Below are 21,583 nucleotides of genomic sequence, written 5' to 3'. Positions count from 1 at the left end.
ATCGTTTCCCGTGACCGACCCGCACCAGCCCGCCACCTCGCCCGGCACCGACCAGGGCGACATCGAGCGCCGCGCGGCCATCGCCGAGGCTCTCGGCAAGGAGGTGTGGCCCGCCGACCGCGACACGCTCGTCGCCAAGGCCCAGGAGGGCACCCCCTCCGACGCCGTGCTCGCCCAGCTCCGCCGGCTTCCTGAAGGACGGCAGTTCGAGAACGTCCAGGACGTGGCGCAGGCCCTGGGACTGGGCACCGAGCAGCAGCGGTTCTGACATGCCGTCGATGAAGGACCCGACTCCCGAGGCCTGGGAGAACGTCAGCGAGCACAACGTGCAGACCCGCGCCCGGCTGCTCCCCGAGGAGCAGTCGGTCGAGGGTCACCCCGACCCGGCGAAGGGGGAGCTCGACCCGAAGGTGCAGGCCGCGGTCATCCTGGCCGAGTCCGAGGAGCGCACCATTCACGCCGACCCGGACGACGCACAGGGCGCGCACCGCCAGTCGGCGGAGACCGCCGACCAGCCCTGACGTGCGGCACGAGCACGCCGTCCAGCTCCGGTGGTCCGACCCCGACTCCCTCGGGCACGTCAACCACGCCCGCGCGCTCAGCCTCATCGAGGACGCACGCCTGGCGATGGTCGACGTGTCCGGGGGAGGAGGGGCGATCCTCGCCCGGCTGGAGGTCGACTACCTGCGGCAGCTCTACTACCGCCTCGGTGAGCGGCCGGTGGTGACCAGCTGGGTGACCCGCCTGGGGACGAAGTCGGTCATCGTGCGGCAGGAGCTGGTGCAGGACGGCCGGGTGGCCATCCGCGCCGACGTCGTCCTGGTGATGTTCGACTTCGCCACCGACGCCAGCCGCCCGCTCACCGAGGACGAGCGGGCGCACTGGTCGGGGTACCTGGACGAGGGATAGCGGCCCCGGCCGTCTGCCCCGGTGCCCCGGACGACGGGCCGGACCCGTTCGGGTGCTCCGATGTGATCATCGGCGACCGCCGGGGTAGGCCTGCCCAACGACGAAGGAGAGGTCATGCCGAAGACGACGAAGAGCGGCAGCGCCAAGCTGTCGGAGCTGCCCAGCACGTTGAAGCGCTCACCCAAGAAGGCCCAGCGCACGTTCGCGAAGGCGCACGACAGCGCGGCCGACGAGTACGGCGACGAGAAGCGCGCGAACCAGGTGGCCTGGGCCGCGGTCAAGCACAGCTTCGAGAAGGTGGGCGACCACTGGGAGAAGAAGGCCGGTGGCCGGAAGGGGCCGTCCGACGCCCAGGCCGCCGGCGGGAAGAACACCGACCGGGAGACGAAGGGCGGGGTCGACGCCAACGCCACCAAGGAACACCTGCTCAAGCTGGCGAAGAAGCTCGACATCTCCGGCCGCTCGGCGATGAAGAAAAAGCAGCTCGTCGACGCGATCCAGAAGGCGAACACCAAGAAGACCGCGGACGCCCGCAAGAAGAAGTAGCGCGGCGAGGCTCCGGTGCCCTGCGCCGGAGCCTCTTCCGGCCAACGTAGCCTGGCGTCATATGAGACGACGTGTGGCGATGGCCGTGATCGTTCTGGCGATCGCACCGTTGGCCGGGGGGTGCGCCGCCTCCGAGGCGCACACCCGCGGTGGCGATCCGTACTTCGAGCAGGCCGGTAACAGCGGGTACGACGTCGAGCACTACGACCTCGCGATCACCTACGACCCGGACACCGGCCGGCTCGACGGGACGGCGGACATCACGCTGACCGCGGTGGCGGACCTGGACGGTCTCAGCCTCGACCTCCGTCGGCTCTCGGTCGAATCGGTGTCAATCGACGGCGAGCAGGCCGACTTCGAGCAGCTGCCCCCCGACGACTCGGGGCGGGGCGGCGAGCTGCTGGTCACCACCGATCCGCCGCTGGCGGAGGGGACGACGCACGAGCTCACGGTCGGGTACGGCGGCGAGCCGGGTCAGCCTGAGGACGCCACCGGGGGGCTGTACGGCTTCGTCAGCACCGGCGACGGGGCCTTCGTCGCCAACGAGCCGGAGGGTGCGTCCACCTGGTTCCCGGTGAACGACCGGCCGTCGGACAAGGCGACCTACGACATCGCCCTCACGGTCCCAGAGGGCGCCACGGGCGTCGCCAACGGCGAGCCCGTCGGGGAACCGCGCACCGAGGGCGACCGCACGACGTTCCGGTGGCAGGCCACCGACCCCATGGCCAGCTATCTGGCGACCGCGGCCATCGGGAACTACGACGCGACGACCGACGAGGGCCCGCGCGGGCTGCCGATCCTCAACTTCGTCGACGAGGACCTGCCGGCCGACGCGCTGGCGACCACGCGGGAGTCCCTCGCCCTCCAGCCGGACATGATCGCCTTCTTCGAGAAGCTCTTCGGCCGCTACCCGTTCACGTCGTTCGGCGCGATCGTCGACGACGACGACGACGCGGGTTACGCCCTCGAGACGCAGACCCGGCCGATCTACTCGGGGGTCGCGGAGGAGTCGACGGTGGCCCACGAGCTCGCTCACCAGTGGTTCGGCAACAGCGTGACCCTGGAGACGTGGGCCGACATCTGGCTCAACGAGGGCTTCGCCACCTACTCCGAGTGGCTGTGGACCGAGTCGCGAGGCGGCCAGACCCCGGACGAGCGGTTCGACGCGCTCCTCGAGGAGCCCGACGACAGCGGCCTCTGGCAGATCCCGCCCGGCGACCCGGGCGCTGGGGAACTCTTCTCCGACGCCGTGTACGACCGGGGGGCGGCGACGCTGCACGCCTTGCGGGAGTCGATCGGCGACGACGACTTCTTCGCCCTGCTGCGCAGCTGGGCCACCGACCACGCCGGGGGCAACGTGACCACCGACGATCTCGTGGCGCTCGCCGAGGAGGTCAGCGGAAAGGATCTCGACGAATTCTTCCAGGCCTGGCTCTACGAGACGGGGAAGCCCAGCTCCTGACAACCGGCGGTCAGCCCCCCGGGATCAGGATCAGCTGGGTCTGCCGCCCATCGAGGTACTCGACGGCGTCACCGGTGCGGGCGATGCCCTGCTCCAGCGCCATCCGGACGCACTGACCGCCCCACTCGGGCACCGGCCGGCGCACCGCGAGCTCGAGGGCGTACACGGTGTCGGTGTGCACGGGGTAGTCGCCGGCCCCTGGGACGCCGTGCTGCTCGTCCCACAGCCCGATCGCGGGACCGGCGCCGTGACCGTGGAAGCCCACCGGGTGGGAGTAGACGTCGGCGTCGATGCCCTCGGCGGCCGCCGCCGCCCGGGCGGTCGCCAGCACCTCGTTGCCCGTCCGGCCGACGGTCAGCGCCGCGACGGTGAGGTCCTGCATCCGGTTCCCGGCGCGCATAGCCGCACGCAGCCCCGCAGGCGCCTCGGTCTCCCCGGGCGCCAGCACGTAGCCGTTGCGCTGGGTGTCGGTCCGCAGCCCGAGGCTGGTGATCCCGACGTCGCAGTGGACCAGGTCACCGGGCTCGATGACGGAGCCGTAGAGCATGGCGGGGAGCAGCGCGCCGCGTTCCTCCACCAGCGGCACCCCTGCCCGCTGCAGCGAGACGACGGGGTGGAACCACGGCTCCACCCCGAGGTCGTGGAAGCGCTGACGGAGCCACCAGGCGAGATCCAGCGCAGTCGTCGTGCCGGGCGTCAGGGCTGCGGGGGAGTACGCCTCGGCGACGACCTGGTGCACGAGGCGGTTGAGCGCGTGCAGCGCCCGGATCTCCTCCGGCAGCCGGGTCTCCAGCCAGCCGACGGCCAGCTCCTCGGCCGGGACCATTCGGTCGGCGTAGGGACCCAGCGCCTCGACCAGCCGGCCGTGCTCGGTGTGGGAGAGCCCGTCGGCCAGCGCGAAGGTCCCGGAGACGTCGATGCCAATGCGCCGGGGGTCGGCCTGCTCCACGATCCGGCGGACCTCCGCCCACTGCGACTCCTCGGTCGACAGGTCGCAGTGGGCGTCCTCCGGAGACCAGGCCGGCAGGAACTGCCCGACGGGGTAGCGGGACACCGCGACGGCGGTCACGCCGTCGTCGCTGCGGTGCAGCACGAGCATCGTGCGACGACGGGCGGACAGCCAGGTCGCGGGCAGGAGGGTGGCCAGCACCGGGTCCTCGTTGCCCTCCCGGCCGATGATCAGCCACAGGTCGATGCCGGCCCGGTCCATCAGCCCGGGCAGGACGTCGAGCAGGCGCTGGGTGAGCCAGCGGTCACGGACGTCGGCCTGCTCGCGCAGCGGCAGCGGGACCGTGCGCGTGGGGTCCGGCGCCACCAGCGTCATGCCGACAGCGAAGCAGAGAACCGGCTCGCCTGCCCCTCGTCGCTCGGAGACCCGGTCCGGCAGGTCTCCTGCTAGGCGACGTCGCTGACGGCCGGCACGGGTAGCTGCTCGGGGACCGAAGGGCGCGCGCTGGGGCGGCAGCGGGCCACGACCTGGTTGCGGCCCTGCTGCTTGGCCTCGTACATCGCCGCGTCGGCGCGGTCCACGAGCCGCCACAGCTCCTGCGCCGGATCCTCGCCGTCCGCCGGCCGGCTCAGCGCGACACCGATGGACGCGGTCACCGCATGACCCTCGGCGGACCGGCTGCTCGCGACCGCGAACCGGAGCCGTTCCGCGAGGTGGGCGGCCTCGTCCCCGTCGCCCACCAGTCCCACGACGACGAGCTCCTCACCCCCGGTGCGGGCGAGGATGTCGCTGGGCCGGACGGCAGCACTCAGCGCCCGGGCGACCGCGCGGAGGACGGCGTCCCCGGCCGCGTGCCCGTGCGCGTCGTTGAGCCGCTTGAAGTGGTCGAGGTCGAGCACCATCACGGTGACGCGGACGCCGTCCCGTCGGGCCTGCCGCCACAGTCGCGGCGCCTGCTCCTCGAGGAACCGGCGGTTGAACAGGCCGGTGAGCGGGTCGAGTCGGCTGAGGTTCTCGGTGGCCACCAGCAGCCGCTGCACCCGGCGGCGCAGGACGAAGACGCTGAGGGCGGCGGCGTTCAGCATCCCGGCGCTCACTCCCACCTGGACGGCGAGGCCGACGGGGTTGTCGTAGCTCGGCCACAAGCCGACCAGGCACGCGAGGGTGGTCGCCACCATGTTCACCCCGAGCTCCCAGCGGCCGAGGAACCAGGCCGCCGCGAACGCCGGGAACAGCAGCATGAGCGGGGTCGCGTACCGGACCGGGTCCTGGACGCACAGCACGACGACCACGTAGATGAGATCGCCCAGCAGCACCAGCGCGAACATGTGCCAGCGCCCGGCCCGCTGCCTGACCACCAGCGGCACGGCCATCGCGATCAGGAGCCCCATGGTGGCGGCGTAGACCCACCGACCGGCGCCCTCGTGGAGCACGCCGTCGACGAAGAGGTTGATCCCGCCCATCAGCGCGCCCAGGACGAGCATCGTGGCGATCGTGAACGCGGCGACCCGGTGCTCCGGTCCGCGGCCGGTCGGAGAGGCACCCGGCGCGGTCACGGTGCGGTCGAGTTCGGTGTCCGCCCGGCCGATCATGAGTGGAGGATGCCGTACCGGAGGAGTTCTGTAACTGTCTAGGTGCATAGTTCTTCCAGGTCACAGGCGCACGAGGGGTGGCCCGGCCCCGCTCAGGGCTGTCATGGTGGGCCGCATGTCGCATGTCGATCCCGCGCTCGTCGACGTCCGCCCGCTCGCCGATCACCCGCTGGTGTCCAACGGCCCGACGAGCAGGCTCCGCATGGTCGCGCCCGGCTCGGTCACCGCGGGGCGCTACGGGCTGGTGGAGTACCACGTCGCGCCGCACAGCCCCGGGGCCGCACCGCACGTCCACTCGACGTTCTCGGAGTCCTTCTACGTCCTGTCCGGCGAGCTCACCGTCTACCACGCGGGATCGTGGGACCCCTTCGGGCCCGGGGACTACGCGCTCGTCCACGAAGGCGGCGCGCACGGGTTCCGCAACGACGGCGACGAGTGGGCCTCGTTCCTCATCCTCTTCGCACCCGGCATCGCCCGCGAGAAGTTCTTCCTCGAGATGGCCGAGCTGCGCCGCAGCGGCCGGACGCTCACGCCCGAGGAGATGACCGCCTTCTACGCCCGGCACGACCAGGTGATGGTGGACGGCTGAGCAGCTCCGTCCGGCCGGTGGAAGGCTGGGCAGCGACGGAGACGATCGCCACCGAGGAGGCGCACATGCCGCAGGGGCCCTGGTTCTTCTGCCTCAAGCACCACACCGTCGAGACGCGCGACGGGTGCGCCGAACGCCATCGACTGGGCCCGTACGAGACCCGCGAGCAGGCGGAGCACGCGCTGCAGTCGGTCGCCGAGCGCAACGAGCAACTCGACGAGGCCGACCGGAAGTGGGAAGGCGACTGACGCCGTTCACCCGCTGAGCCCGCCCGGGTGAGAGTCGCGTCGTCCGCCCGGGGGATGATCGCGGGGGTGGCGCCGGGCGGTCCGGGCCGATGGGGGGTCTCTGGTGTCTGACGGTCGCACGGTGGAAGAACTGGTCGTCGGGGTGCTGGGGGGCACGGGGCCGCAGGGTCGCGGGCTCGCGGTCCGGCTCGCCGCCGCCGGGCAGCGCATCCTGCTGGGCAGCCGCGACGCCGAGCGCGCGTCGGAGGTCGCCGCCGAGGTCGCCGAGCGTGCCGCCACCGCAGCCGGCGGTACCGGGGGATCGGTCCAGGGCGGGTCGAACGTCGACGTCGCCGGTGCCGCCGACCTGGTGATCGTCGCCGTCCCGTTCGCCGGGCACGCCGCCACGCTGGCCGAGCTGGCCACGCCGCTGGCGGGGAAGATCGTCGTCGACTGCGTGGTGCCGATGGGCTTCGACGAGCTCGGCGCCTACGTCCTCGACGTCGAGGAGGGCAGCGTCGCCCAGCAGGCCGCCGCGCTCCTCCCCGACAGCCACGTGGTCGGCGCCTTCCACCATCTGTCCGCCGTCCTGCTCGAGGACCTCTCGCGGCCCACGCTCGACGGCGACGTCATGGTGGTGGGGGACGACCGGGCGTCGATGGACACGGTGCAGGCGCTGGCCAGCCGGCTGCCGGGCATGCGCGGCATCTACGCGGGGCGGCTGCGCAACGCGCGCCAGGTCGAGGCGCTCACCGTCAACCTGGTCTCGGTCAACCGCCGGTACAAGGTGCACGCCGGCGTGCGGATCACCGACGTCTGATCCGGCGACGCCCGTCCGCGGACCGGGCGAGGCTCAGCGGGTGCGGTAGCGCGCGTAGATCAGCCCGCTGTCGAACGACCGCTCCTCGACGAGGTCGAGGTCGAGCCGGACGCCGTCCGGGAAGAACCGCGTGCCGCCGCCGACGACGCTGGTGGTGATGAAGAGGTGGTACTCGTCCACCAGGCCGGCCGCGATCGCCTGGGCCGCGAGGGTCGGCCCGTCGACCGTCAGGTCGTGCTCGGTCTCGGCCTTGAGCCGGCGCACGGCCTCGGGATCGAAGTTTCGCTCGATGCGGGTCCGCTCGCTGGACACCGACTCCAGTGTCGTGGAGTAGACGATCTTCTCGGCCGCCTGCCAGTCGCGCGCGTACTGGAGGATGTGCGGCGGCTGGTCGGGCTCGGTGTGCGCCGTCTCCCAGTAGACCATCGTCTCGTACATCCGCCGGCCGTAGAGGTACGTGCCGACAGGGCGGAAGAGGTCGTTGATGAAGGTGTGCACCTCCGGATCGTCGGCGCCCGTCCCGAGGTCGCCCTCCGCCGCCTCGGCGTAGCCGTCGAGCGAGCTGACCATCGAGTAGATGAGCCTGGCCATGGATCTCCTCCGGGTTCGAGCGCATCACGCTCTCGGGCGTTCTGGAGGTTCTGACGCCCTGGAGACCCGCAACTCATCCGTCGGCGGCTGACCGGAGCCGTTGCCGGTGCCGGACCGCCGGCGTGCTGCTCGCCTCGACGGTGGCGTCACCGCGCGAGCGCGGCGAGTGGCTCCACGAGTTCCGCCGGTTCGGGCATGGCCGCGATCTCCTCGGCCACCTCGCGGGCGGCGACGGCCAGTGCGGGGTCGGTGACGAGCCGCTGGAGGTCACCGGCGCCGAGGTCGGCGACCTCCACCGCCAGACCCGCGCCGCGCGCGGCGAGGAGCTCGGCATGGGTCCGGCGGTCGCCCGCTCCCGGGACGGCCAGTTGCGGGATCCCGGCGCAGAAGGCGGTCATGAGCGTCCCGGCGCCGCCGTGGTGCACGATGCCGGACAGGTGTGGCAGCACGGTGGCGAACGGCAGCCAGCCGACGGTCCGCACGTTGGCCGGCAGGTTGCGCCGGGCGACCCGGCGGTCGGGCCGGACGAGGAGCAGGTCGACGTCGGCGCCCGCCGCGGCGTCGACCGCCCGGCTCATCAGCAGGTCCCGCCCCGGCCCGGGAACGGTCGTCCGGGTGACCAGGACGGCCGGCCGGCCGACCGGCCGAGTTCGTCGGGCAGGTCACCGCCGGCGGTCGCCGGGACGTAGCGCATGGGCCGTCCGCGTCGGTGGCCGATGACGCTGCGCGGAGCCGTGCGGAGCACCTCCGCCGGAACGGGGAACGCGTCGACCCCGTAGCGCCGTGACACGGTCGCCAGCCGGGTGGCGGTGGCCGCGAGGAGCTCCTCGGGGTCGTAGAGGGAGAGATCCACGAGCACCACCGGCAGGCCACGACGGGCCGCGGCCACCGAGGCGGCGGCCGCGAGCGGCTCGTGCACCACGATCTCGGGCCGCCACTCGTCGACGAGGTGGACGAGGTCCTCGGCCATCCGCTCGGCGACCGCCGCGAACAGCAGCCCGACGCCCTCGGTCCCACCTCGCCCCGCCATCTCCCTCCGGGCGATCCGCGGATGGGTCAGCATGATGCGCGCGAACAGCGGCCCGGTGCGGAACCCCGGGGCGACGTCGCGGACGGGGAGCCCCGAGGGGCCGGCCGCCCCGACCCCTTCTCCACCGGTCGCCAGCACGACGTCGTGGCCGGCGTCCCGGAACGCCGTCGCCAGCGGCACGAGCGGCAGGACGTGCCCGATCAACGGGGACGCCACGAACAGCACCCTCATGCGGCGAGGGTCGTTCCCGGACCCCCGTTCGGCAAGGGGTCCCGTCACCCCCGTCGGGAACTCGGCCCCCGCTCCGGTGGCTTCGTGCTGCCGACGCCTCGGCGTGGGACGGACGCCCGAGGAGCGGAGCGCGATCAGTCGAACGAGTGCTCGGGCGCCGGGAAGACGCCGCCGTGCACCTCGTCGGCGAACTCGCGGGTGGCCCGCAGCAGCTCGCCGCGCAGGTCGGCGTACTTCTTCACGAACTTCGGCACCCGGCCGCCGTTGAGCCCCGCCATGTCCGGCCACACCAGGACCTGTGCGTCGCAGTCGACGCCGGCGCCGATGCCGATCGTGGGGATGGACAGCTCCTTGGTCACCTGCCCGGCGATCGTCGCCGGCACCATCTCGAGGACGACGGCGAACGCCCCCGCCTCCTGGACGGCGTGCGCGTCGGCCAGCAGCTGCTCGGCTCCCGTGCCCCGGCCCTGCACCCGGAAGCCACCCAGCGAGTGCTCGCTCTGCGGCGTGAAGCCGATGTGCGCCATCACCGGGATGCCGGAGTCGTGCAGCAGCCGGATCTGCGGGGCGACCCGCTCGCCGCCCTCGAGCTTGACCGCCTGCGCACCGCCCTCCTTCATGAACCGGACGGCGGTGTCGAACGCCTGCTGCGGACCCGACTCGTAGGACCCGAACGGCAGGTCGGACACGATCAGCGCCCGGTTCGTCGAGCGGGTCACGGCCTTGGTCATCAGCAGGAGGTCGTCGACGGTCACCGGCACGGTGCTCGAGTACCCGAGGACGACGTTTCCCGAGGAGTCGCCGACGAGCAGGACCGGGATGCCGGCCTCCTCGAAGATGGCGGCGCTGTAGGTGTCGTAGGCGGTGAGCATCGCCCACTTCTCGCCGCGTTCCTTGGCCTGCTGCAGGTGGTGGATCCGCACGCGGGCGGAGGACTGCCCGCCGTAGACGACCGATTCGGTCATGCTCTGTCCCTTGCTGAACTCGCGAGCTCGTTCACGATGCCGCTCCTTCGCGGACGCTGGGCAGGGTCTCCCGCCAGCGGTTGGTGATCGGCAGCCGGCGGTCCCGGCCGAACGCCTTCAGGCTGATCTTGGTGCCGGGTGCCGATTGCCGGCGCTTGAACTCGGCGGTGTCCACCAGGCGGAGGACCCGGGCCACGACCTCCGCGTCGTGCCCCCGTTCGAGCAGCTGCGCCATACCGAGGTCGCGGTCGACGTAGTCGGCGATGACGGCGTCGAGTTCCTCGTAGGAGGGCAGCGAGTCGCTGTCCTTCTGGCCCGGGGCGAGCTCCGCCGACGGCGGCTTGTCGATGCAGTTCTCCGGGATCGGCTCCGTCTCGCCGACGTCGCGGGCGTGGGCGTTCCGCCAGCGGGCGAGGTCCCACACCAGGGTCTTCGGCACGTCCTTGATGGGGGCGAAACCGCCCGCCGCGTCGCCGTAGAGCGTCGAGTAGCCCACGGCCACCTCGCTCTTGTTGCTGGTGGCCAGCAGCAGGTGGCCGTGCTGGTTGGACAGCCCCATGAGCAGGGTGCCGCGCACCCGGGCCTGCAGGTTCTCGGCCGCGACGCCGGAGAGCTCCACGGACGCCTCGTAGGCGTCGACCATCGGCGCGATCGGCACGACGGAGTAGTGCATGCCCAGCCGCTGCGCCGAGTCCTGGGCGTCGGTCAGGGAGTGGTCGCTCGACCACTTCGACGGCAGCCCGACGCCGTGCACCCGGTCGGCGCCCAGCGCGTCGACGGCGAGCGCGGCGACCAGCGCCGAGTCGATGCCCCCGGACATCCCCAGGATCACCGAGGGCATGCCGTTCTTGTCGATGAAGTCGCGCAGGCCGACGACCAGCGCCCGCCAGACCTCCTCGCAGTCGCTCAGGGGCGACACGACCTGGCCCGGTCGCGCCTCGAAGGCGGCGACCGGCTCGTCGGAGACGACGTGCCGGGTGACGGTCATGGGGCCGAGGCGCCCGTCGCGCCGCTCGGGCGCCGAGGCAGGGTCGATCGCCAGGTCGACGGTGAGCAGGTGCTCGACGAACTGCGGTGCGCGGGCCAGCAGGGTGCCGTCGGGCGCGACCGCCATCGAGTCGCCGTCGAAGACCAGCTCGTCCTGACCGCCGATCTGGTTGCAGTAGACGACGGTGGCGCGGGCCTCGGCGGCCCGCCGGCGCACCATCGGCAGCCGCAGGTCGTCCTTCGCCCGCTCGTACGGGGAGGCGTTGGGGGAGACGACGAGGTCGACGCCGGCCTGCCCGGCGACGCCGCACGGACCGCCCTCGACCCAGAGGTCCTCGCAGATGGTCAGTGCGACGTCCACCCCGTGCAGCCGCACGACCGGCAGCTCGGTCCCGGGCACGAAGTAGCGCGCCTCGTCGAAGACGCCGTAGTTGGGCAGGTGGCGCTTGTAGTAGCGGGCCACCACCTCCCCGCCGTGCAGCAGTGCCGCCGCGTTGCGGGGATCGCCGGTCCTCGGGTTGGCGTCCCCGGGCAGCTCGGCGTCGTCCTCCTGCTCGACCGGGGTGCCGTCGCCGGCAGGCGCGGGCGCCCCGTCGGAGCTGTGGGCCAGGTAGCCGACGACCACGGCGACGTCGCCGTGCCCCTGCTCCGCCAGAGTGCGGGCGAGGTCGGTCAGGGCCCGCTCGCTGGCGCGGGCGAAGGACTCCCGCAGCACCAGGTCCTCGGGCGGGTAGCCGGTCAGCGTCATCTCGGGGAAGACGACGAGGTGGACGCCGTCACCTGCGGCCTTCGCCGTCCAGGTGGTCACCAGCTCGGCGTTGCCCGCGAGGTCGCCGACGCGGGTGTCGACCTGGGCCAGGCCGACCCGCAACTGCCGCGGCTGCTGATCGTTCACACCGCACAGTCTCGCCGTCGTCGCATGCCCCCGGCCAGGTGGGCCGGGCGCCGGCGGAGTGCGGCCTGTCACACTCGGGGGCGCCCCGGCCGATACTGAACGTGTCGTTCCCTCTAGACCTGAGGTCCCTCATGCCCGGTGCCCGGCTCTCCCGGTCCTCCTTCGTCCTGCCCTCGGTACTCACCGTGCTCGCGGTCCTGGCGCTGTCCGGCTGCGGCGGCGCAGACCCGACCGAGCAGGCGGCTCCGGCGACCACGTCGGCCGCTCCCTCGGAGCCGGACGTCGTGGAGCCGGCGGTGATCAGCACCGATCCGCCGCTCGGCTCGGTCGACGTCGCACCGGTGACGCCGCTGCACGTCGCCGCAGGGCACGGCACGCTCACCGACGTGACGGTCACCGATCCGGACGGGGCGGTGCTGCCCGGCTCGCTCGACCCTTCGGGCGCGCGCTGGGTCGCCACCGCGGACCTGGACTACGGCACCACGTACACGGTGGCGGCCACCGCGGTGGACGCCGGCGGCACGTCGACCGCCGCTACGGGCTCGATCTCCACCGTCTCCCCGCGCACGCTCACCATGCCCACGGTGTTCCCGACCGAGGACAGCGGCACTGTCGGCGTCGGCCAGCCCGTGTCGATCACCTTCGACGAGGACGTCACCGACCGCGCCGCGGTGGAGCGACGGTTGCGGGTGACGACGACCCCGGCGGTCGCCGGGGCGTGGTCCTGGCTGTCCGACCGCACCGTCCAGTACCGGCCCGAGCAGTACTGGCCGGCGGGCACGCACGTCGTCGTCGACGCGGACGTGTACGGGGTGGACGTCGGCGGAGGCATCCGCGGCCAGGCCAGTCCACACGTGGAGTTCGACATCGGCGCCAAGAAGGTGGCGGTGGTGGACGCCACGGAGCTGGTGCTGCGCCTCTACGTCGACGACCAGCTGGTCCGCACGATGCCGACGTCGCTGGGCAAGTCGTCCAGCCCGACCCCGACCGGCACCTACGTCGTCATGCAGCAGTCGCGGAACTACACGATGCGCTCGGCCAGCTACGGCGTCCCCCTCGACGCCCCCGGTGGCTACGAGACGCCGGTGGAGTACGCCTCGCGGCTGTCGAACTCCGGGATCTTCGTGCACGGCGCCCCCTGGTCGGTGCGCGACCAGGGCCGGCGCAACGTCTCCCACGGCTGCCTCAACGTGTCGGTCGCCGACGCCGGCTGGTTCTACGCGAACTTCGGGCGGGGCGACGTCGTCGAGGTGGTGAACGCCGGCCCGAGGCTGGACGTCGGGGACGGCTTCGGCGCCTGGAACCAGAGCTGGCCGGAGTGGCAGGCCGGCTCCGCGCTGGCCCCGCCGGTGGCCTGATCGTGGGGGAGCGACGCGTCCTGGAACGCTTCGTCGTCGCGGGCTACGCCGCCATCGGCGCCGGCGCGGCAGTGCTGCCGGCGGCCGTGCCCGCGGTCTTCGGCGGCAGCGCGGGCACTCCGGAGGCCCGGACCGAGGTCCGTGCGGTCTACGCCGGCATTCCGCTCGCGTTCGCGGTGTCGATCCTCCGGGCCACCCCGGGGGAGCGGCGCGGAGTGCTGGCGGCCGTCCGGGACGCCAGCGCGGGGATGGCGCTGGCCCGGCTCTGCGGGGCCGCCGTCGAGCGCCGGCTGCCGCTCTGGCCGACCGGCGCCTTCGTGGCGCTGGAGGCGGCCCTCGCTGCCGCCGCCCATCGTGCGGACGACGACGCGGGCAACACGCGGCGACGTCCGGGACGTTGAGCTCCCACAGCAACCCCTGACGAGGCAGGCTGGGAGCAACGGAAGACGCTGTCACATCCCGGAAACGAGCGGACGCGATCATGGCGAGCATGGACCGACAGCAGGAGTTCGTCCTGCGCACCCTGGAAGAGCGCGACATCCGGTTCGTCCGGTTGTGGTTCACCGACGTCTCGGGCTACCTCAAGGCCGTGGCGGTGGCACCGGCCGAGATCGAGGCGGCGTTCGCCGAGGGCATCGGCTTCGACGGCTCGGCGATCGAGGGCTTCGCCCGCGTCTACGAGTCCGACATGCTCGCCAAGCCCGATCCGGGCACCTTCCAGGTGATGCCGGCGACCAAGGGCAGCCCCAGCGACACCGCCCGCATGTTCTGCGACATCACGCTGCCCGACGGGACCCCTGCCTGGGCCGACCCGCGGCACGTGCTGCGCCGCACGCTGGCCAAGGCCGCCGACATGGGCTTCACCTTCTACACCCATCCCGAGGTGGAGTTCTTCCTGCTGAAGAACCTGCCGTCCGACGGCACGCCGCCGGAGCCCGCGGACAACGGCGGCTACTTCGACCTGTCCACGCACAACGTGGCCCACGACTTCCGCCGCGAGGCGGTCTTCGCGCTCGAGGCCATGGGCATCTCGGTGGAGTTCAGCCACCACGAGGTCGCCCCGGGCCAGCAGGAGATCGACCTCCGCTACGCCGACGCCCTGTCGATGGCGGACAACATCATGACGCTGCGGCACGTGGTGCGGGAGGTCGCGCTCGCGCAGGGCGTGCACGCGACGTTCATGCCCAAGCCCTTCACCGAGCTGGCCGGGTCGGCGATGCACACGCACGTGTCGCTCTTCGAGGGCGACCGCAACGCCTTCCACGACGCCGCGGACCCGATGCGGCTGTCCACGACCGGCAAGCAGTTCATCGCCGGGCTGCTCACCCACGCCCGCGAGTACACCGCCGTCACCAACCAGACGGTGAACTCCTACCGCCGGCTGCTGGCGGGCACCGAGGCGCCGACCGCCGCCACCTGGGGGCGGGCGAACCGGTCCGCGCTGGTGCGGCTGCCCTCGTACAAGCCGAGCAAGGCGCAGTCGTCCCGCGTGGAGATCCGCTCGCCCGACTCGGCCTGCAACCCGTACCTGACCTTCGCCGTGCTGCTCGCCGCCGGGCTCCGGGGGATCGAGAAGGGCTACGAGCTGCCGCCCGAGGCCGAGGACGACGTCTGGTCGCTCACCGACACCGAGCGCCGGGCGGCCGGCTACGAGGACCTCCCGGTCTCCCTCGGTGAGGCGCTGTCCGCGATGCAGGGCAGCGAGCTGGTCGCCGAGACGCTGGGCGAGCACGTCTTCGAGCACTTCCTGCGCAACAAGTGGGAGGAGTTCAACTCCTACCGGCAGAACGTCACGCCCTTCGAGCTGCGCCGCTATCTACCCGGCCTGTGAGGCTCGGGCGGCGCCGGGATCCCGCCGAGGAGCCGTACACCTGGCCGTACCGGGGCACTGTGCGGTGGCTGCCGAGTGACGAAGGCGGGCGGACGACGGGGCCACCGCGCCCGGGGCCGGACCGGGAGTCCTTCGCGGCGCCTGCCTTCGTGCGCCGGCATGCCGAGGACGCCCGGACAGACACCTTCCTCGTGCGTGGCTTCGACTCCGACGTGACGTCGTCTCCCGCGACGGGACGGTGGTTGGTGCCTGGCCTGGGCGCCCACCAGGAGATCCGTCCGGGTGACGAGGTCGTCGTCACCGACGGGGGCCGGGCGGTGGCCCACTTCCTCGTCGAGGACGTCGACGACTGACCGCTACTGCGACTGTGCGCCAACCGGCGTGATGCATCGAGTTAGACCACGGTTCGGGCACAGTCGTCCGCTCGTGTCGGGGTCCTGTCCCGCCCCTGGCGAGGGAGCAGCGGCCATCCGGGTGGGTGACGTGCCCGGCGCGGCGCGTTCACCAGGCACCGACGCTCAGTAGTCTTCGTCGCCGGTGATCGGCGCGGGGGTGGACGAGGCGGGGGTGGACGACGTGCTGCGGTGCCGGCCGGGGTGCGGGAGCACCCGATGACGGTCGTGGCCGAGCCGGTCGCTGCCCAGCCGCAGGCGTCGCCGCCCGGGTCACGGGCACGCCGGCCGGAGATCGAGGGTCTGCGTGCCCTGGCCGTCGCGCTCGTCGTCGTCTACCACGTCTTCAGCGGCCGGGTCTCCGGCGGCGTGGACGTCTTCCTCACGCTCACGGGCTTCTTCCTCGTGGTCACCCTGGGGGAGAGGTTCGCCCGGACCGACGGCTTCAACCCGGTGCGACCGATCGCCCGCTCGCTGTCCCGCCTGGCGCCCGCGGCGTTCGTCGTCCTGGCCGCCACCGTGCTCGCGGCGATGTGGGTGGCTCCCCGGACCCGGTGGCGCGAGGTCGTCGACCACCTCGTCTCGTCGGTCACCTTCACCGAGAACCTGCGGCTCGTGGACGAGTCGGTCAGCTACGCCGCCCTGAACGCGGCCACGAGCCCCATGCAGCAGTTCTGGTCGCTGTCGATCCAGGTGCAGGTGCTGCTGGCCGCCCCGTTCGTCGTGGCCGCGGTGGGGCTGCTGCTCCGGGCCACCGGCCGGCTCCGGCACGGCCGCCGCGTGGCGATCGCGCTGGTGGCGGCCGGCACCGCCGCGTCCTTCGTCTGGGCCCTCGTCGCCGTGCGCGCCGACCAGCAGGCCGCCTACTTCGCGTCGCTGCCCCGCCTGTGGGAGCTCGGAGCGGGCGCGCTCGCCGGCCTGCTGCTGGTGGACCGGCGTCCCGGCAGGACGCTCGCGGCGGTGCTGGGCTGGGTGGGGGTCGTGGGCCTCGTCGTGTGCGGGGCGGTGCTCGACGGCGCACGGACGTTCCCGGGCTGGCAGGCCGCCTGGCCGGTCCTCTGCGCGCTCCTCATCCTGTTCGCCGCGGATGCCGGCGGCCGGAACGGTGCGCACCGACTGCTGTCGCTGCGGCCCCTGCAGTGGGTCGGCCGGCGGTCGTACGGCATCTACCTGTGGCACTGGCCGATCCTGGTGCTCTACCTGGTCCGCACCGGAGGGGGCCGGCCGAGCCTGGTCGACGGGACGGCGGTCATCGCGGCCGCCGTCGTGCTCGCGGCGGTCACCTACCGGCTGGCCGAGCGGCCGGCGCTGGACCTGCTGCGCTCCCGTCGTCCGGCCTGGGCCGTGGCCCTGGTCATCGCCTGCGCCGCGCCCCTCGTCGTCGCCGGGGCCACCACCACTGCCCAGCTGGACCGGGAGCTGGCCGGCTTCGTGCCCGCTGCCGACGACCCGGACTACCCCGGCGCGCGGGCGCTGCTCCGACCCGCGCTGATGGCGGAGGCGGGCGACGTCGAGGCCATCCCGCCCCTGTCGGTCATCCGCGACGACTGGGCCCGCCTCTCCGACAGCCGCTGCGTCCTGGAGGGTGACGAGGACGGCGGGACCCCGCTGGAGCCCTTCAGCTGCGTGCGCGGGCCCGCCGATGCCGAGCGCCGCATCGTGCTCGTGGGCGACTCGCACGTCGCGCACTGGCTGCACCCGGTGGCGCAGCTGGTCGACTCCCGCGGCTGGCAGCTCGTGGCCCTCATCAACCCGGGGTGCAACCTGTCGACGGAGTCAGAGTTCCGGGCCGACCGGTCCCTGCTGGAGCAGTGCGAGCAGTGGCGGTCGCGGATCGTCGAGCGGATCGCCTCGGTCAACCCGGGCGTCGTCCTCGCGCTCGGCACGCGCATCGCCGAGGGGGAGCGGGAGGTGCTGCCGAAGGGGTTCGTCGAGGCGTGGCAGCAGCTCTCCGACCTCGACATCCCGGTCATCGGTCTCCGGGACAACCCACGTCACGAGCGGGACGTCCCGGACTGCATGGCCGAGCTCGGGGACCTGGCACCGGAGTGCACGGTGTCGCCCGCCGACATCTACGACGACGCCCTGCTCGAGGCGGACCTGCCGGCGGGCGTGCAGCTGCTGGACACCCGGCCGTACTTCTGCACGAGCACCGAGTGCCCGTCCGTCGTCGGCAACGTGCGGGTGTACCGCGACGACTCGCACGTCACGAACATGTACATGCGCACGGTCGGTCCGGTGCTGGAGCCCGACCTCCTCGCCCTGACCGGTTGGTGAGCCTGCGAGGCGCGGGGGCTCCGATCCTCCGTCAACTAACCTCGTCCGCGTGGCCCGTCTGCTCGTCGTCGTCGTGCACGAGACCGATCCGCCGGCGCGACTCGGCGAGTGGCTGCGGGACGCCGGTGCCGAGCTGGACGAGCGGCGCCTCGGCTCCGGCGACCAGCTGCCGGACGGCCTCGACGGGTTCGACGGGTTCGACGGGATGGTCGTCCTCGGCGGTCCGCAGTCCGCCCTGGACGACGAGGGAACCAGCCCCGAGCTCGTCGGTGTGCGCGGGTTGCTCCGGCAGGCACTGGATGCGGACCTCCCCACGCTGGCGATCTGCCTCGGCGCCCAGCTGCTGGCCCAGGTCGGTGGCGGGCGCGTGCGCGAGGGCATCGACGGCCCGGAGGTGGGCGCCTCGCTCGTCGCCAAGCGCGACGCGGCGGACGGCGACCCGTTGTTCTCCCCGCTGCCGCTGACCCCCGACGTGCTCCAGTTCCACCACGACGAGATCTCCGAGCTGCCCACGGGCGCCACGCTGCTGGCCAGCAGCCCGATGTACGCCCACCAGGCCTTCCGGGTCGGCCGGCACGTCTACGGGCTCCAGTTCCACATCGAGACGGCGCCGGAGATCATTCACGAGTGGGCCGAGCGTGACGTGGTGGGCGTCGCCGCCAGTCCGTACGACCGCGAGACGATCTGCCGCCTCTCCGACGAGGCCCATCCGCACGTGGAGGAGGCCTGGCGCCCGTTCGCCGGCCGGTTCGTCGAGCTGGTCCGCACGCGCGCCCAGCAGCCGGCATGACCGCTGCCGAGGCGGAGGTCCCGCGCCGGGCGGTCGTGCGGCTGATCCGCTTCGGGTTCGAGGACGGCGCCCGCGCGGCGCTGCTCCTGTCCGACCCGGCGCTCGGCCTGTGGGACATGGAGCGCAACGAGCCCGCCGATCCCGAGGCCGGCCCCGTCGTCGCCGCGCTGGCCCGCGCCGGTGACCCCGACCTCGCCCTGCGCTCGCTGCACCGGCTGGTCGAGGCCCTCGACAGCTCCGACCCGCACGGCGGCGCGGCAGCGTCGCTGCTCGCCGGGTTGCGCGGCTCCGGCCTGCTCCGTGGCCGCCTGCTCGCCGTGCTCGGCGCCAGCTCGGGGCTGGCCGACCACCTGGCCGCCCACCCGGCCGACTGGGCCGTCCTCGACGAGGACGGCGACGGCATGCCGCGCGGCCACGACCGGCCGTCCCCGGACGACCTGCGCCGGCAGATGCTGACCGCCGTGGGCGCCGACCCGGACGACCCGCCGTGGGGTGTGCGACTGGGCAAGGGCGCGCCCGACGCCTCGCCCGAGCGCATCCGCGAGCTCCGGCTGGCCTACCGCCGCGCGATCCTGTCCCTCGCCGGGCGCGACCTGGGCGACGGCGTCCCGACCGAGGACGTCGCCGCGGAGCTGGCCGACATCGCCGGGGCCGTCCTGACCGCCGGCCTCGCCCTCGCCGTCGCCGAGCAGCCGGCATCGGCCGCGCCCTGCCGCCTCTCGGTCATCGCCCTGGGCAAGACCGGTGGCCGGGAGCTCAACTACGTCAGCGACGTGGACGTCGTCTTCGTGGCCGAGCCGGTCGACCCCAGCGATTCCGAGAGCGCGGCCCTGTCCAGCGCGACCCGGGTCGCCGCGGCGCTGATGCGCATCTGCCACGAGGCGGCCTGGGAGGTCGATGCAGCGCTGCGGCCGGAAGGGAAGGCGGGCGCCCTGGTCCGCACCGTCGCCGGGCACGAGGCCTACTACCAGCAGTGGGCGAGCACGTGGGAGTTCCAGGCGCTGCTGAAGATGCGGCCGGTCGCCGGGGACCCCGACCTCGGGCTGGCCTACGTCGACGCGCTCTGGCCGCTGGTGTGGAAGGCAGGCGACCGGCCCGGCTTCGTCGGCGAGGTGCAGGCCATGCGGCGGCGGGTGGAGGCCAACATCCCGCCCGCGCAGGCCGAGCGGGAGCTCAAGCTCGGCCGCGGCGGCCTCCGGGACGTCGAGTTCGCCGTCCAGCTCCTGCAGATGGTGCACGGACGCGCCGATCCGACGCTGCGGGTCGGCGGCACCCTGCCGGCGCTGCAGGCACTCTCGGCCGGTGGCTACGTGGGCCGGGAGGACGCCGCCACGCTGATCGCCTCCTACCGCTTCCTGCGCACGGTCGAGCACCGCCTGCAGCTGCTGCGGCTGCGCCGCACCCACCTGCTGCCCACCGACGAGCAGCAGCTGCGGTGGCTCGCCCGCTCGCTGGGCTACAAGCCCGACCACCGTGGCGAGGCCACCGACGTCCTCGACGCCGAGCTGTCCCTGCACACCCGCGAGGTGCGGCGGCTGCACGAGAAGCTCTTCTACCGCCCGCTGCTGTCGGCGGTCGCCCGGGTCCCCGGCGAGCACCTGGCCCTCGGGTCGAAGGCGGCGGGGGACTGGCTCCGCGCGCTCGGCTTCGCCGACCCCGACGGCGCGCTCCGGCACCTGGCCGCGCTCACCGGCGGGGTGTCCCGCTCGGCGTCGATGCAGAAGTACCTGCTGCCGGTCCTGCTCCAGACCTTCGCCGCGTGCCCGAACCCCGACGCCGGCCTGCTGGCCTACCGCCAGGTCAGCGAGGCCCTCGGGGGCAACCAGTGGTTCCTGCGGCTGCTGCGTGACGAGGGCCAGGTCGCCGAACGCCTCGCCCAGCTGCTGGGCTCCAGCCAGTACGTGGCGTCCCTGCTGACCCGCACCCCGGAGGCGCTCCGGCTCCTGGCCGACGACGAGCAGCTGGAGCCGCGCGGGGTCGCGACGCTGGCCGGCGCCTGGCGCCAGGCGGCCGGCCGGGCGCCGGATCCGCAGGCGGGCATCCGGGTGCTGCGCGGGCTCCGCCGGCAGGAGCTGCTGCGGGTCGCCGCGGCGGACCTCCTCGGGAGGCTGGACGTCGTCCGGCTGGGTCAGGCGCTCACCGACATCGCGGCCGCCACCCTGCAGGTCGGACTGGACGTCGCGACGCGGGCGCACGCGCTGGAGGTGGGGCTGGACGTCGCGGACATGCCCACGGACCTCGCCGTCATCGGCATGGGCCGGCTGGGCGGGGGAGAGATGGGCTTCGGCTCGGACGCCGACGTGCTCTTCGTCCACCGGCCGCGGGAGGGCGCCGACGAGGCGAGGGCGACGGCGACCGCGAACGCCGTCGCCCACACGCTGCGGCGTCTGCTGAGCGAGCCGGCGCCGGACCCGGCCTTCGAGATCGACGCCGATCTCCGCCCGGAGGGCCGCCAGGGGGCGCTGGTCCGGAGCTTGTCGGCGTTCCGCGAGTACTACGAGCGCTGGGTGTCGGTCTGGGAGATCCAGGCACTGGTGCGTGCCGTCCCGGTGGCCGGCGACCGGCAGCTCGGCGAGGACTTTGTCGCGATGATCGACCCGATCCGCTACCCCGTGGACGGCCTCAGCGACGAGCAGGTGGCCGAGATCCGGCGGATCAAGGCCCGCGTGGAACGCGAACGGCTGCCCCGGGGGGCCGACCCCGCCACCCACACCAAGCTCGGGCGGGGCGGTCTGGCCGACGTCGAGTGGACGGTGCAGCTGCTCCAGCTGCAGCACGCGGCCGGGGAGAGCGAGCTGCGGGTGCAGCCGACCGTCGAGGCGCTCGGCGCGCTGGGCGACGCCGGGCACCTCACCCCGGAGCAGGCCCAGGTGCTCCGCGCGGCGTGGGAGCTGGCCACGCGGGCCCGCAACGCGATCTTCCTGGTGCGGGGGCGTCCCAGCGACCAGCTGCCGCGCCCCGGGCTGGAGCTGGCCGGCGTCGCCCGGGCCTGCGGCTACGGCCCGGACACCGATCCGGGACAGTTCATCGACGACTACCGCCGGACGACCCGGCAGGCCCGCTCCGTCGTCGAGCACGTCTTCTACGGCCGGGCCACCGACGGCTGAAGACCGCCACCGGTCACCCGTGCGGGCCGGGATCC

General features: G+C 73.3%; 21 protein-coding genes. 14 read left to right on the top strand and 7 right to left on the bottom strand.

Features of this window, described 5'->3' with window-relative positions:
- Positions 1-10: 10 nt before the first annotated feature.
- The 5 genes from CRP30_RS19050 (at position 11) to CRP30_RS19030 (ending at position 2,917) form a co-directional block, all read left to right on the top strand.
- Entirely contained in the window at positions 11-268 is a 258-nt protein-coding gene (locus CRP30_RS19050) for a DUF2795 domain-containing protein (RefSeq protein WP_097185579.1), read from the top strand.
- 10 nt (positions 269-278) lie between these two features.
- On the top strand, positions 279-521 hold the full coding sequence (locus CRP30_RS19045; protein ID WP_235003547.1) for a hypothetical protein: 243 nt from the start codon (positions 279-281) through the stop codon (positions 519-521).
- Position 522: 1 nt separating this feature from the next.
- Complete coding sequence (locus CRP30_RS19040) at positions 523-909, top strand: acyl-CoA thioesterase (protein ID WP_097185577.1); 387 nt, start codon at positions 523-525, stop codon at positions 907-909.
- 114 nt (positions 910-1,023) lie between these two features.
- Positions 1,024-1,455 carry a ChaB family protein gene (locus CRP30_RS19035; protein ID WP_097185576.1) on the top strand — a complete coding sequence of 144 codons (432 nt, stop codon included), beginning with the start codon at positions 1,024-1,026 and terminating at the stop codon, positions 1,453-1,455.
- 79 nt (positions 1,456-1,534) lie between these two features.
- Positions 1,535-2,917: a M1 family metallopeptidase gene (locus CRP30_RS19030; RefSeq protein ID WP_097185575.1), complete on the top strand. Its 1,383-nt coding sequence runs from the start codon at positions 1,535-1,537 to the stop codon at positions 2,915-2,917.
- 10 nt (positions 2,918-2,927) lie between these two features.
- Here CRP30_RS19030 and CRP30_RS19025 read toward each other — a convergent pair whose 3' ends face one another.
- On the bottom strand, positions 2,928-4,241 hold the full coding sequence (locus CRP30_RS19025) for a M24 family metallopeptidase (RefSeq protein WP_097185574.1): 1,314 nt from the start codon (positions 4,239-4,241) through the stop codon (positions 2,928-2,930).
- Positions 4,242-4,312: 71 nt separating this feature from the next.
- Entirely contained in the window at positions 4,313-5,458 is a 1,146-nt protein-coding gene (locus CRP30_RS19020) for a GGDEF domain-containing protein (RefSeq protein ID WP_097185573.1), read from the bottom strand.
- 115 nt (positions 5,459-5,573) lie between these two features.
- Between CRP30_RS19020 and CRP30_RS19015 the strand changes: the two genes are divergently transcribed.
- The 3 genes from CRP30_RS19015 to npdG all read left to right on the top strand — a co-directional run bounded on the left by CRP30_RS19015 (position 5,574) and on the right by npdG (position 7,094).
- Positions 5,574-6,047 (top strand): cupin domain-containing protein, encoded by a 474-nt coding sequence (locus CRP30_RS19015; protein WP_097185684.1) that lies wholly within the window; start codon positions 5,574-5,576, stop codon positions 6,045-6,047.
- A gap of 17 nt (positions 6,048-6,064) precedes the next feature.
- Positions 6,065-6,295 (top strand): hypothetical protein, encoded by a 231-nt coding sequence (locus CRP30_RS19010; protein WP_235003546.1) that lies wholly within the window; start codon positions 6,065-6,067, stop codon positions 6,293-6,295.
- Positions 6,296-6,416: 121 nt separating this feature from the next.
- Positions 6,417-7,094: an NADPH-dependent F420 reductase gene (gene npdG, locus CRP30_RS19005; protein WP_235003545.1), complete on the top strand. Its 678-nt coding sequence runs from the start codon at positions 6,417-6,419 to the stop codon at positions 7,092-7,094.
- 33 nt (positions 7,095-7,127) lie between these two features.
- Here npdG and CRP30_RS19000 read toward each other — a convergent pair whose 3' ends face one another.
- The 5 genes from CRP30_RS19000 to CRP30_RS18980 all read right to left on the bottom strand — a co-directional run bounded on the left by CRP30_RS19000 (position 7,128) and on the right by CRP30_RS18980 (position 11,793).
- On the bottom strand, positions 7,128-7,685 hold the full coding sequence (locus CRP30_RS19000) for a dihydrofolate reductase family protein (protein WP_097185571.1): 558 nt from the start codon (positions 7,683-7,685) through the stop codon (positions 7,128-7,130).
- Between the two features lie 146 nt (positions 7,686-7,831).
- Positions 7,832-8,263 (bottom strand): glycosyltransferase, encoded by a 432-nt coding sequence (locus CRP30_RS22855; RefSeq protein ID WP_097185570.1) that lies wholly within the window; start codon positions 8,261-8,263, stop codon positions 7,832-7,834.
- Entirely contained in the window at positions 8,263-8,946 is a 684-nt protein-coding gene (locus tag CRP30_RS22850; protein ID WP_097185569.1) for a glycosyltransferase family protein, read from the bottom strand. The genes CRP30_RS22855 and CRP30_RS22850 overlap by 1 nt, the downstream gene beginning before the upstream one ends.
- Positions 8,947-9,080: 134 nt before the next feature.
- The gene (gene panB / locus CRP30_RS18985) at positions 9,081-9,911 is read right to left on the bottom strand and encodes a 3-methyl-2-oxobutanoate hydroxymethyltransferase (protein ID WP_097185568.1); all 831 of its coding nucleotides are present in this window, start codon (positions 9,909-9,911) and stop codon (positions 9,081-9,083) included.
- 31 nt (positions 9,912-9,942) lie between these two features.
- Positions 9,943-11,793 carry an NAD+ synthase gene (locus CRP30_RS18980; protein ID WP_200814856.1) on the bottom strand — a complete coding sequence of 617 codons (1,851 nt, stop codon included), beginning with the start codon at positions 11,791-11,793 and terminating at the stop codon, positions 9,943-9,945.
- A gap of 131 nt (positions 11,794-11,924) precedes the next feature.
- Between CRP30_RS18980 and CRP30_RS18975 the strand changes: the two genes are divergently transcribed.
- The 6 genes from CRP30_RS18975 (at position 11,925) to CRP30_RS18945 (ending at position 21,548) form a co-directional block, all read left to right on the top strand.
- Complete coding sequence (locus tag CRP30_RS18975) at positions 11,925-13,151, top strand: L,D-transpeptidase (protein WP_097185567.1); 1,227 nt, start codon at positions 11,925-11,927, stop codon at positions 13,149-13,151.
- A 2-nt stretch (positions 13,152-13,153) separates the two neighbouring features.
- Positions 13,154-13,552, top strand: coding sequence for a DUF4345 family protein (locus tag CRP30_RS22580; RefSeq protein ID WP_159961801.1), 399 nt, complete (start codon positions 13,154-13,156; stop codon positions 13,550-13,552).
- 89 nt (positions 13,553-13,641) lie between these two features.
- On the top strand, positions 13,642-14,982 hold the full coding sequence (glnA, locus tag CRP30_RS18965) for a type I glutamate--ammonia ligase (protein WP_097185680.1): 1,341 nt from the start codon (positions 13,642-13,644) through the stop codon (positions 14,980-14,982).
- 611 nt (positions 14,983-15,593) lie between these two features.
- Entirely contained in the window at positions 15,594-17,651 is a 2,058-nt protein-coding gene (locus CRP30_RS18955; protein WP_143278500.1) for an acyltransferase family protein, read from the top strand.
- 49 nt (positions 17,652-17,700) lie between these two features.
- Complete coding sequence (locus CRP30_RS18950) at positions 17,701-18,441, top strand: type 1 glutamine amidotransferase (protein WP_097185564.1); 741 nt, start codon at positions 17,701-17,703, stop codon at positions 18,439-18,441.
- Positions 18,438-21,548: a bifunctional [glutamine synthetase] adenylyltransferase/[glutamine synthetase]-adenylyl-L-tyrosine phosphorylase gene (locus tag CRP30_RS18945; protein WP_097185563.1), complete on the top strand. Its 3,111-nt coding sequence runs from the start codon at positions 18,438-18,440 to the stop codon at positions 21,546-21,548. The genes CRP30_RS18950 and CRP30_RS18945 overlap by 4 nt, the downstream gene beginning before the upstream one ends.
- The last annotated feature ends 35 nt before the right edge of the window (positions 21,549-21,583 follow it).

The organism is Blastococcus haudaquaticus (genome assembly GCF_900230285.1).
Lineage (GTDB): Bacteria > Actinomycetota > Actinomycetes > Mycobacteriales > Geodermatophilaceae > Blastococcus_B > Blastococcus_B haudaquaticus.
The sequence above is the reverse complement of the archived record's forward strand: the minus strand, read 5'-3'. Positions and strand labels throughout refer to the sequence as shown.